Source organism: Marinomonas atlantica (assembly GCF_001639725.1).
GTDB classification, from domain to species: domain Bacteria; phylum Pseudomonadota; class Gammaproteobacteria; order Pseudomonadales; family Marinomonadaceae; genus Marinomonas; species Marinomonas atlantica.
Genome location: NZ_LTAW01000008.1, coordinates 85,596 through 97,894, shown reverse-complemented (window position 1 = coordinate 97,894; position 12,299 = coordinate 85,596). Strand labels below are relative to the sequence as shown.

Here is a 12,299-nt window from a genome sequence, read left to right as displayed (position 1 = left end):
TTATTTTTTAACAAGTGGTAGACCAGCACTCTGCCATTCAGTGATGCCGCCTTGAAGCTTGTAGACATCAAATCCCGACTTAATCAGCTCTTTAGAACTAGAGCCAGCCGTCATCCCATTTTTACATACTAAGATAATGGGGGATGATTTGTATTTTTCTAGGGTATCGGATGAATCTTTTAGTTTTGCAGAAGGAATATTGATTGAGCCAGTTAAGTGGCCTGTACGAAACTCGTTTGCTGGACGAATGTCGACGACAACCGCTTCTTTATCGTTGATTAAATTGGTCGCTGCGGCGGGAGTCACGGTGCGAGCACCCCCTCGGGTTTCTATAAAAATCACAGTAGCAGCGATGGCAATAAAGACCGCTACCATTTCCCAATGGTTCAAAGAAAATTCTATTAGTTGGTTCATCATATCGGTTCAAGCCTGTCAAAAAACTGCGAAGCATTATACACGGTGAGGGTAAAGGGTACATACTAGCAAACCAGTAGAGCAAAAATGGAGTGAAAGCAGTGTTTTATAACAGTTTAAAGGCATTATGTTGCATTCTTTTTATCAGCAGCCTAATTGCCTGCAGTAGTATAGAAACAAAGTCAGCTGTTAAACAAACGCGTGATCAGCAGCAGGTCGAGTTGGCCACCTTGCTTGATCGACTTTGGCAGCGAGCACATATCATTCCAACCTTGCAGCAGGGTGCGCCGTTAATTAGCACGGCCGAGGCAGGTCAGAAAGCGATCGCGGAGCAGAATCAGCACAATATTAGCGTGGCTAAAGCTGCGATTTCAAAGTTGGATCAAGTGTTAGTTGAGCGTAAGCAACAGCCTTCTACAGGTGACCTTGCAGTGTTAATGGCAGTGAATATCCGAGATGCACAACAACATATTTATTATGCGGAACCTTTAACGCTATACCGTTCAGAGGAAGCTCAGTGGCGCCTAATGAGTGCGACAGGACAAGAGATTGTGCTTAATGTGATTTGGAACGAAGAAGGCAACTTGTATATTGAAGGTCAAGATACTATGGATTTAAGCCCAAGTAGTCCTGATACGCCGATCACGCTACAAGTGTTTTATTATGCTGGAGAAGTGCTGGCACAAGCTTCGTTGACGTTGGAGTTGCAAGCAAAAGTACCGCGTTTAAACTAACGCGGTACTTAAATAGATCTAGCTTGATGCATTCGTTGAATCAAAGATCTTATCGGCGTTGCCTTCGATAAAGCTATCAAACAGTTTGCCGTCAGGTTGCTTGTGACGTAAAGCAAATTCGTAGAAGCAGCTAGGAATAACGCGCGTTTCACCGCCTGAAAATGTAAACGTCACTTTGTCTGCCATGGTTGAAGACTGTTCTAAAAACAGTTCAGGTGAACCTTTCACCAACCCACCTGTTTGATTCAGCGTATAGCCTTCATCCATTAGTAGTTGATTGACCTGTTCAATGGTCGGCGTTTTGGTTAGGTGGTTGATGCTGACAGTAAAGTGATTAGCTTGCATACCCATAGTACTTAACCACGCGGCGTATTCACTGTGTTCAACCAGCGTTAAGTAATCTTGTTCTGCGATGGGCTGCCAAAGACATTTAGACCAGAAAATCTCAGGGCCTTTAACAACATCACTTGGGATTTGTGCAACCAGACGATCAATGATGGTTTGGCATTCTTCAGGCAGTTCTTCTGTTAACAGCTCTGACAAGAAAATTTTAGGGGCATTTTCTTGGCTTTCATGTTTGTAGCAACGTGCTTTCAAATGTTTGCTGTCAAAACGAAATGCACCATAGGCTTGGTAACCTAGACTTTCTAAAACGGGCTCAAGTTTTTCAAGAGCGATAGGCGAGTTGGCAAAAGTACGAAACGCAATGTGGTCATTGATGACCTGTTCACCTTGCTGTTCAAACAATGCTTGAATGCGCTGGGCTTGAGGAGCTACCTCAGTATAAGTGTCCCATAATGATGCAAAAAACTGATCGACTGGCATATGTTACTCCTTCGTATTTGGTTGGCTAGAGTCGCTCTATAGGGTTCAATGTAAGAGGAGTGATTCAGCAACGCAAAAGGTAAAATGACATCTATTGATGCATAAAATTCATGCGTTGGCTTAAATGGCTGCGGTTTTGTTGTTCATGAGGGGCTTCATTGACAAAATTGTGTTGATTAAATGCGCAGGAAGATTAATACCTTTGTTGTGAGCAATGCCGACAACGCGTTTAAGTGCGACATCATTAATCGGTCGTATGGTGACATCTTGCCTTCCTCTAAGCGAATGCTCAGGTATCAGCGATATCCCCAGTCCTGCGGCAACGAGATCAAGAGCGTATTCTTCGGTTTTTACTTGAGCTCGAATATCCATGCTAATGCCTTGTTTTTGTAGCAAGTAATTCCACGATTCTTGTATGTCGCATGGGCGGCGTGAAATGAATGCCAATTTGTCGATTTGTTTAATCGATAGAGAAGCAAACTCAGTCAGCCAGTGATCATTGATCATCGCAATCACATAGTTGTCTTCCCATAATTGATAGAACACATCGTTGTCGGTAACAAAACTATCGCAAGTAAAACGTAAATCTGCTTCCTCAGATGCATCCACTAAGCTGAAGGTGAGACCAGGGATTTCATCTAACAAAGTCTTCAGTACTTGACTGACTAAAGCGCCTGAAAGAAAAGGTGTTAAAGCAATCGAGACTTCAAGCGGTGCATGGGAATCGACAAACATACTGCGCATAGCATTCATCTCATTCACCATGCGACAGGCATGAGGGTATAACTGAGCACCGCTGTCTGTAGGAATCACACCTTTCGAATGGCGTACAAAAAGCTGAGTGCCTAGGTCTCCTTCAAGTTGCGCTAATGTTGTTGAAATAGAGGGCTGAGCGACAAAACAGCGCTTGGCTGCGGCACTTAAACTGCGTTCTTCAAAAACCGCGATAAAATATCGCAGTGAGCGAATGTCCACATTAGGCTCCTTGATCTGATTGGTTTATAAGACAAACGACCTTTATTATAGGCTAAACCTATACCATATCCATAAAATCAATATTTCTCATCAATACATCTAGTGGGTAGAGTGATTTCAAACTTGCTTGATGCAATTTAAATTTACTTGATGAAATAGATGGGGATAAACCATGACATTAACGTGCTTAGAAACACTGGGTATTAACAGCCTAAAACAAGGCGAGACCTTTTACAGCGTATTAACAGGTAACTCAGTGTCTTTGGGTGAAGGCAGTGCTTTTTCTGCGCACAGCCCTATTGATGGAGCGGCGCTGTCTACTTTTAACAATGCAACGCCAGCACAGCTAGAAGACGTTAACGCTCAGCTGCAAGATGCTTTTAAAACATTGCGTTCTATTCCAGCTCCTCGTCGCGGTGAGTTAGTGCGCCGTATTGGTGAAGAAGCACGTAAATACAAGACAGAATTGGCGCAAGTTATCTCATTAGAAGCTGGCAAAATTCTTCCAGAGGCATTGGGAGAAGTTCAAGAGTGGATTGACGTATGTGACTTTGCGGTTGGTCAATCACGCATGTTGCATGGTTTGTCTATTGTCTCTGAACGTCCTGGTCACCGAATGATGGAGCAATGGCACCCACTTGGCCCAGTCGCAGTAATTACCGCTTTTAACTTCCCGATGGCAGTATGGGCGTGGAACGCTATGTTAGGTCTAGTGTGTGGCGATCCTATTCTGCTTAAACCTTCTGAAAAAGCGCCGTTATGTGCATTGGCAATGTATAAAATTGCGCAAAACGTGATTGCTGATATGCCAGATATTCCAAAAGCTTCGGTCAGTGTAATGATCGGTGGTCGTGATTTAGGTGAAGCGATTTCAGCGAGTCCTGTGTTCCCACTTGTTTCTGCAACAGGTTCTACTGCAATGGGCGTAGCAGTTGCGAAAACAGTAGCTGGTCGTCTTGGTCGTTCTTTATTAGAGCTAGGTGGCAACAATGCCATGATCGTATCCGATACGGCGGATCTAGATCTTGCATTACGTGCAATCGTATTTTCTGCAGCGGGTACGGCTGGTCAGCGTTGTACAACACTTCGTCGCTTAATCACTCATGAGTCAGTCGTAGATGGTTTGGTTGAACGTGTAGCGAAATCGTACGGCACATTGCGTATTGGTAACCCATTAGAAGACGGAAATCTAGTTGGGCCGCTGATCGACGAAGGCAGCTTTGCTCGTATGCAAAGTGCGTTGGAAGCGGCTAAAGCACAAGGTGGTGAGGTTGTATGTGGTGGTGAACGCGTAACAGAAGGCGTACCAGCAGGTGGTTTCTATGTGAAACCTGCGATTGTTCGCATTGCTCATGATGCACCGATTGTTCACGAAGAAACCTTCGCTCCTATTATGTACGTGTTGACATACAAAACTTTCGAAGAAGCCATCGACATTCAAAACGAAGTGCCACAAGGCTTGTCTTCTGCAGTGTTCACTGAAAGCATGCGTGAAGCTGAAATGTTTATGTCTCCTGACGGTTCAGATTGTGGTATTGCCAATGTCAATATCGGTACTTCTGGTGCTGAGATTGGTGGTGCGTTTGGCGGTGAAAAAGAGACCGGTGGTGGTCGTGAATCAGGCTCTGATGCATGGCGCAACTACATGCGCCGTACCACTAACACAGTCAACTACGGTGGTGATTTACCACTGGCTCAGGGTATTGTTTTCGAATAATCGAAGCGTTCCCCACTCTGTAAAAAAGGCGAGTCTTTGCTCGCCTTTTTTGATTTTCGAATAAGTCTTTTTATCTTTTTGCGTTATAGGAGTTCGTCTCTATGTTGATGCAGCCTTGTGATTCTTTATGGCGTGCCAGTGCCCCAACTGCGCCAGAGTTACCGATGCTTGATCAAGAACTGACGGTAGATGTCGCCATCGTAGGTGGTGGATTTACTGGATTATCTGCGGCGTTGCATTTAGCGAAACTGGGTATAAGTGTCGCGCTGGTCGAGGCCGAAGAAATTGGCTTTGGTGGGTCTGGACGAAATGTCGGCTTAGCCAATGCTGGGTTATGGCTAGAGCCTGATGAGTTGGATCGACAGCTAGGCGCTGAAGCGGGACGTACCTTATATGATGCATTGGCCGTGGCGCCCAGTTACGTGTATGGCCTGATTGAAGAGTACGGCATTGAATGTGAAGCAACTCGACATGGCACATTGCATTGTGGCGTAGGCAAGTTGGGCCTAACACAACTTCAGCGTCGCTGTGAGCAAATGCAACGTCGTGGAGCACCAGTAGAATTATTATCCGCTGCAGAGGCACAAGAGCGTATAGGTTCAGAGAAATTCAATGCCGCGTTGTTTGATCCTAGAGCTGGAACGATTCAGCCGCTAGCTTATGCCCGAGGCTTAGCTCGCGCAGCATTAAAAGAAGGCGCACAACTATTTGATCATTCACCGGTAGAAAATATTGTACCGGAAGGTGACTTATGGAACGTTAAAACGGCTCAAGGTCATCTAAAAGCTGACCGTGTCATACTGGCGACGAACGCTTATGGCGAATACGGTGTGAAAGACCAAGCGCGTAAATTTGTACCTATTTTTTACAGTCAGTTGGCGACGAAACCATTGTCAGACCAGCAATTAAGTACGGTTCTACCTAACAAAGAGGGTTGCTGGGATACTTGCACTGTCATGAGCTCGTTCCGTATGGATCAACAAGGGCGTTTGGTCTTTGGTGGTATGGGAGGAGAATCACACTATCATGCAAGCTGGGCCTCGCAACGTCTGAAAGAGCTTTGGCCAATACTTAATAAAGTGGAGTGGGAGTTTTCGTGGACGGGCAAGATCGCTTATAGCGAAGATCATTTGCCACACTGCCAACAACTACAGCGAGGTTTGTTTAGTATTGCAGGTTATAGTGGTCGAGGGATTGGGCCAGGAACGGTGGTTGGTAAAGAGCTGGCAGAATGGTTTGCTGGACACCGTGACAATTTGTCGGTACCCATGACAACATTACGCGATATTCCTTTGCGCGAAGTTAAGCGAATGTTCTACGAAGTGGGGGCTCATGGCTATCATTACGGGCAATCCGCGCACCTATTGAAATAGCCTAACGGAATGCAACTGTTCAGAGATTTTTGACATAAAAAACGAGAAACCCATAATGACAATCGTTTTTTTTAGCGTCACAATGGTCGAGTTTTAAAAAATTAATGTACAGTTGTTTTCCATCATTCTAAACATGGTCGCCCGATGCGCAGATACATTCCATCCTCGACGGCACTCAAATGCTTTGAAGCGTCTGTTCGACACTTAAGTTTTACACGTGCCGCGCAAGAGTTATATCTTACTCAGAGTGCCGTCAGTCGTCAGATTCGTAATCTGGAAGAATTTTTGTCGAGAGATTTATTTATTCGATTAAATAAACGACTGGTACTTACCAATACGGGCGCAGCGTATTACAAAGAGATCGTCCCGCTATTAGATTGCATGGAAAATGCCAGTTTGCGCATGTTGCATCGTGAAGATGAAAAGACCACTCTGACGATCTCAGCGTTACCGACGTTCGCATCTTATTGGCTAATGCCAAAATTGGCCGAATTTTCTAAAACGAACCCTCAGTTCCAAATCAAAGTACGCTCGCTCGATGATGCGGCTAAATTTGATCCGGAAGCGATTGATATTATTCTGCATTATGGTGGCGATCATTGGCCTCGTGCCGTCAGTCATCATTTGTTGAGTGAGTCTGTTGAGGCCGTTTGTGCCCCTTCTATTTTAGAGCAGCTAAACATAGATAAATTAACGCCTAGCAATGTACTTGATTTTCCACTGTTACATTTAACCTCGCGTATTAATGCTTGGCCTGATTGGCTAGCCGCTCATGACTTAGAGAGTGATTCGTTAGCAGGGCCTGCTTTTGCACACTTCCATATGTTACTGGAAGCTGCAAAGCATGGTATGGGCATCGCGATACTCCCGTCTATTATTGCCAAACAAAGCCTTACCAACGGTGAGTTAGTGGCACCTTTTAGCCAAGCCCTAGAAACACCGCACGAGTACTTGTTGTCTTATCCCGCCGATAAGGCCGACTTAGAACAAGTGGTTACCTTCCGTGATTGGTTGCTGAATCAAGCCATTGTAACGAAATAGATTTCATCGCTCAGAGTGTTTGTCTTGCTGTGCCCCTTACTAAGGCTATGGTAGTATCAAATCTACTGCTTAGTTACAGATCGGGATGAGCACTTATGAACAAGAAAACCACAGCATTGTTTATTTTAGATGGGTGGGGTTACAGCGAAACCTCTTCATCTAATGCAATCGCAGCAGCGAATACGCCAAACTGGGACAAACTCTGGGGCGAACGTCCTCATAGCTTAATTAAAACGTCTGGTTTAGCCGTTGGTTTACCTGAAGGTCAGATGGGCAACTCTGAAGTCGGTCACATGAATTTAGGTGCTGGCCGAGTGGTGTATCAAAACTTCACACGCATTGGTAAAGCGATTGAAGACGGTAGTTTCTTTGAAAACCAAGCGCTGGTAAACGCTGTTGATAAGGCTTTTGCAGCCGACAAAGCGGTGCATGTGTTGGGTTTAGTCTCTGACGGTGGTGTTCATTCTCATCACGAACAAATTATGTCTATGTGTGAACTGGCTGCAAAGCGTGGTGCGAAAGCGATCTACGTACATGGCTTCACTGATGGACGTGACACACCGCCGCGTTCGGCTCATACGCCGGTCGCGCAAATCGAAAATAAATTGAAAGATCTTGGTGTTGGCCGTATCGCAACCTTAACGGGACGCTATTACGCCATGGACCGTGATAACCGTTGGGATCGCGTACAGCAAGCATACGATGCTATTGTGCTAGGCGAAAGTGAATACCAAGCAGACCGTGCTTTTGATGCCATTGACGACGCGTATGACCGTGATGAAAATGATGAATTTGTGAAAGCAACCATTGTGGGTGAGCCCGTCAAAATGGAAGACGGTGATGCCATTGTATTCGCCAACTTTAGACCGGACCGTGCACGTCAATTGACGCGTGCTTTTACAGATGCTGAGTTTTCTGGCTTTGAACGCAAGGCGACTCCAGACTTATCTGCATTTGTTACCTTCACTGAATTTGCCTCAGACATCAATGCTGACGTTGCTTTTCCACCTGTAGCACTGAGTAACACCTTAGGTGAAGTGCTGTCGAATACAGGTAAAAAGCAGCTTCGTATTGCCGAAACAGAAAAGTACGCACATGTTACCTTTTTCTTTAATGGCGGCGAAGAGGCCGTTTTTGAGGGTGAAGAGCGTGAGTTGATTCCTTCTCCAGACGTCGCAACGTATGACCTTAAGCCAGAAATGAGTGCTCCAGAGGTGACGGATAAACTGGTTGAGGTAATCGAGGCTGGTAAATACGATACTATCATCTGTAACTTTGCCAACGGTGACATGGTTGGTCACAGTGGTATTTTTGATGCAGCGGTCAAAGCAGTCGAAACTGTGGATCTGTGTTTAGGGCGTATTTTAGAAGCCTTAGAGAAAAATGAAGGCCAGTGCTTGATCACTGCTGATCACGGTAACGTGGAGCAAATGTTGAGTGATGATGGCTCGCAGCCACTCACGTCTCATACGCTTGAGCCAGTGCCATTAGTCATGGTGACACCACAAGCGAACTGGTCGCTAAAAGAAGGAGCCTTGTGTGACATTGCTCCGACCATTCTTGAAATGATGGGCATGGATGTACCGGCAGAAATGACTGGTCACAGTTTACTTGTCCGTGCTTAATATAGGGAATCCTTATGGGTTTAAAAGCCTGTTTGTTGATGCTCACGGTTTTGTGGTCCAGTTTTAGCTGGGCTGCAGAACCACAAACACCAGAAGAAGCGCGCCAACAAATCCAATCTTTGCAACAGGACCTGAGCAAACTTAATAGTTGGCTAAAAGATCTGAAAAGCGAGCGCTCAAGTGTTGAACAACAGCTTGAGAGCAAAGAGCAGTCGATTCAGGATTTATCGAAGCGTATTTTGGAGTTGCAACAGAGTTTAGAAAAAGGGGCTGAGCAGTTAGAGAATTTGCAGACCCAACAACGAAGCTTGCAACAAAGCATTCAGCAGCAATACCAGCAGATCGCCGCCCAACTTCGGGCGGTTTATCGTTCTGGTGGTGAAGAAGGTTTAAAGTTCCTGCTCGAAGATATTCCAGCGGATGAATCCATGCGCTTGATTCATTATAACCGCTACTTTTCTACTGCCCGCCAATCCCTTATTAATGGCTTTTCTGCCGAGGCTGAAGACTTAAATCTAGTCGAAAAAAGCATTCGTAGTCAGCGCGCACAAATAGCGCAAGAGCAAAGTGACCTTGAAAAACAGCAGAGTCGAGTCAAAGGCGAATACGCTCAGCGACAAAAGTTGTTAGCCAAAATTGAAACTGATTTGAATTCCGGTGATCAAAAAGCGAAGCGCATACAAAGAAACCAAGCGCAAATGCAGGCACTGTTAAAACAGTTAGAAGAAGCGTTAGCGTTGGCAGACATACAAATTCCTGACCAAGATACGCCTTTTGGCGCACAAAAAGGAAAGTTGATTCCGCCCCTTAACGTGATTAAGCAATTGCCGGATAATTCACAGATCAATTTAGGTGGTGTGACCTTCGCCGCGAAGACGGGTGACCAAGTGCATGCTGTGCATCACGGTAGAGTTGTGTTTTCCGACTGGATGCGTGGTTTTGGTTTTCTGATTATTTTAGATCATGGCGGTGGCTACATGTCTTTGTATGGCTACAACCAAAGCCTGTTAAAAGATGTCGGAGAATGGGTAAATGCCAATGACGTCATTGCTACGGCAGGCAGTTCGGGTGGTCGTTCAGAAACGGGCTTGTTTTTCGCGATACGACACAATGGTGCGCCAGTGAAACCAGTGAGTTGGTTTGGCAAAGGTTAGCGGCAGAGTTAACTAGAAGGAATGAAATATGGTTGGTATCAAGCGTCACCTTGTTATAGGAATTAGTGCTTTATTATTGAACCAAGCATGGGCAGCACCTGAGCCTAGTGAGTCGGTTCAGTCAGTTCCACTGACACAAATTCGTACATTTGTCGAAACGTTTGAAACCATCAGTGCAGGTTATGTTGAGGCACTGGATGATGAAGCGATCATTAATAAAGCACTCAAAGGGATGGTGTCGTCGCTTGATCCGCACTCAGAGTACTTGACTAAGGATGAAATGGCGGAATTCGATGAGCAAACATCGGGTAATTATGCCGGCATCGGTGTTGAAGTCGAAATGGTTGATAACAAATTGACCATTGTCTCGCCCATTGATGACTCACCCGCAGCCGAAGCTGGGTTAAAAGCGGGTGATATCATTATTAGGATTGATGATCAGCTTGTATCAGACATGGGGTTACAAGAAGTGTCTAGTTTGATGCGAGGAGAGCAGGGTAGTGAAGTCTTATTGGATGTTGATCGTGATGGTCAAATTACACAATATTCAATTATCCGAGCAGAGATTGAAGACAGCAGTGTTTCCAGTGACTGGTTGGGTAATGACATTGCTTACATACGCATCAGCCAATTCTTAGGTAATTCAGGAAAAGAGTTTCGTGAAAAGCTTGAAACTTTACAAAAAGATAATGACCTCAAAGGCTTAATTCTAGACCTTCGTAATAACCCTGGGGGAGTCTTGCAAAGCGCAGTGGGTATAGTTGATACCTTGATTGACGATGGTTTAATTGTCTACACCGATGGTCGTCACGAATATTCTAAAACCGAATTTGAGGCAACAGAAAAAGCCACCTTGTTACCTAAAGCGCCATTAATTGTGTTAGTGAATGAAGGTTCAGCTTCGGCCTCTGAAGTATTAGCGGGAGCCATTCAAGATCATCGTCGTGGCTTAATTTTGGGGACTGAAACATTTGGTAAAGGTTCCGTGCAAACGGTAGTGCCATTGAGTATGGGCGGCGCTGTAAAGTTAACGACAGCGTTATACTACACCCCTAATGGTCGCTCTATACAAGCACAAGGTATCATGCCAGATATGGTTATTCCGCAAGCGAAAGTGGAGGTCGAAAAAGGCCGTTTCTTTATCAAAGAGGCGGAGCTAAAAGGACATTTGGGCAATGGTACTGGCGGTAAAGAGCGCACCAGTTCAGATGTCGACAGTAAGTTGAACGATTTGGCTGTCAGTGATTTTCAACTATTTCAGGCATTTTCAATGCTTCAAAGTGCACAGCAATTTTTGGTTAACTAATGCGACAACTTTTATCTAACTGGGTGCTGGCAAGTGCTATATTTTCCTGTGTTAGCAGTGTTTTGTATGCCGATGAAGCAGCTGATCCCGCTACAGTCCCGTTTCCTGTATTGGACCGAGGTGTACCGAAAAGTATGGGGCAATTTCCTTACCTAGTGCCCCTGACTAATCAAAAATCTGATTGGCCTCCCTTGTTTAAAACGCCTAAAACGTTGCCAAATGAGACTCCTAAAAGCAAGACATCGCTAGAAATATCGGCTATGGATGCTTTACCTGCGCCACCTAAAATCGCCGTCGTTATTGATGATGTGGGCTATAATCGTCGCGGTATGGAGGAAAGCTTAGCGCTGCCTTTACCGGTTGTATTGGCAATTTTGCCTGAGACACCCTACGGGGCGAGAACTGCCCAGCGAGCTCATTTGCAGGAGCGTATTACTATCCTCCATGCACCGATGGAAAATGAGCGTGAGCTGAAGCTTGGACCAGGTGGTTTGTACGTCAACATGGATGAGCAGACGTTTAAACAAACATTGTACGACGACTTAGACAGTACGCCGTATGTCACAGGTGTGAATAATCATATGGGCAGCTTGTTAACAACACATTCAGAACATATGGGTTGGGTCATGGATATCATGGCAGAGCGGTCGTTATTTTTTATTGATAGTTTAACTAGCCCAAAAAGCGTGGCGTATAAAACGGCTGTTGAAAGAGGTGTTCGCACTGTAACACGGGATATCTTTCTCGATAATGTGCGTTCGGAAGAAGCTATTAGCAAACAGTTTGAGCGCTTACTAAAGCGTGCCCATAAACAAGGATCTGCCATCGCAATTGGTCACCCTTATCCCGAAACCACACGCTTTTTGAAGCGTCGTCTGAATCAACCACTTTCTGCACAATTAGTGACCATCGACACACTTCTTCAATAGCCTGTTCAATGAAAAATCAGGGAGGAGCCAAGAGGGCTTCTCAGTGTTTTCGGCTGACTTTTTGTACTGATATTAGGATAAAATTTCATGCGAACGCTTTTTTTAGGTGTATTTGACTCTATTTAATTGTTTTATTAGGTATTAATAGGTTCATAGTATCGCACTTAATTTGACCATTTCGCATACAGCCGCTATTGTTTGTGTTC

General features: G+C 45.0%; 11 protein-coding genes. 8 read left to right on the top strand and 3 right to left on the bottom strand.

What is annotated here, in order from left to right:
* A complete protein-coding gene (locus AYW75_RS14900; RefSeq protein ID WP_067101013.1) occupies nt 1–417 on the bottom strand; it encodes a rhodanese-like domain-containing protein in 417 nt (138 codons plus the stop codon).
* 98 nt (nt 418–515) lie between these two features.
* Between AYW75_RS14900 and AYW75_RS14895 the strand changes: the two genes are divergently transcribed.
* Nucleotides 516–1,148 (top strand): hypothetical protein, encoded by a 633-nt coding sequence (locus AYW75_RS14895; protein WP_067101010.1) that lies wholly within the window; start codon nt 516–518, stop codon nt 1,146–1,148.
* Between the two features lie 18 nt (nt 1,149–1,166).
* Here the strand turns inward: AYW75_RS14895 and AYW75_RS14890 are convergent, their stop codons facing one another.
* Together AYW75_RS14890 and AYW75_RS14885 are read right to left on the bottom strand one after the other, a co-directional pair.
* Nucleotides 1,167–1,973 (bottom strand): DUF1338 domain-containing protein, encoded by an 807-nt coding sequence (locus AYW75_RS14890; protein WP_067101008.1) that lies wholly within the window; start codon nt 1,971–1,973, stop codon nt 1,167–1,169.
* Between the two features lie 120 nt (nt 1,974–2,093).
* A complete protein-coding gene (locus AYW75_RS14885) occupies nt 2,094–2,948 on the bottom strand; it encodes a LysR family transcriptional regulator (protein WP_067038464.1) in 855 nt (284 codons plus the stop codon).
* A gap of 172 nt (nt 2,949–3,120) precedes the next feature.
* Here AYW75_RS14885 and amaB point away from each other — a divergent pair, with 172 nt between their 5' ends.
* The 7 genes from amaB (at nt 3,121) to AYW75_RS14850 (ending at nt 12,093) form a co-directional block, all read left to right on the top strand.
* The gene (amaB, locus tag AYW75_RS14880) at nt 3,121–4,665 is read left to right on the top strand and encodes an L-piperidine-6-carboxylate dehydrogenase (RefSeq protein WP_067101005.1); all 1,545 of its coding nucleotides are present in this window, start codon (nt 3,121–3,123) and stop codon (nt 4,663–4,665) included.
* Nucleotides 4,666–4,766: 101 nt separating this feature from the next.
* Complete coding sequence (locus tag AYW75_RS14875; RefSeq protein ID WP_067101002.1) at nt 4,767–6,038, top strand: NAD(P)/FAD-dependent oxidoreductase; 1,272 nt, start codon at nt 4,767–4,769, stop codon at nt 6,036–6,038.
* Between the two features lie 144 nt (nt 6,039–6,182).
* Nucleotides 6,183–7,079, top strand: coding sequence for a LysR substrate-binding domain-containing protein (locus AYW75_RS14870; protein WP_067100999.1), 897 nt, complete (start codon nt 6,183–6,185; stop codon nt 7,077–7,079).
* Between the two features lie 95 nt (nt 7,080–7,174).
* Entirely contained in the window at nt 7,175–8,704 is a 1,530-nt protein-coding gene (gene gpmI, locus AYW75_RS14865; protein ID WP_067100997.1) for a 2,3-bisphosphoglycerate-independent phosphoglycerate mutase, read from the top strand.
* 14 nt (nt 8,705–8,718) lie between these two features.
* A complete protein-coding gene (locus AYW75_RS14860) occupies nt 8,719–9,858 on the top strand; it encodes a murein hydrolase activator EnvC family protein (protein WP_067100994.1) in 1,140 nt (379 codons plus the stop codon).
* Between the two features lie 28 nt (nt 9,859–9,886).
* The gene (locus AYW75_RS14855) at nt 9,887–11,164 is read left to right on the top strand and encodes a S41 family peptidase (RefSeq protein ID WP_067100991.1); all 1,278 of its coding nucleotides are present in this window, start codon (nt 9,887–9,889) and stop codon (nt 11,162–11,164) included.
* Nucleotides 11,164–12,093: a divergent polysaccharide deacetylase family protein gene (locus AYW75_RS14850; protein ID WP_082856552.1), complete on the top strand. Its 930-nt coding sequence runs from the start codon at nt 11,164–11,166 to the stop codon at nt 12,091–12,093. Before AYW75_RS14855 ends, AYW75_RS14850 begins: the two co-directional genes overlap by 1 nt.
* Nucleotides 12,094–12,299 lie beyond the last annotated feature (206 nt).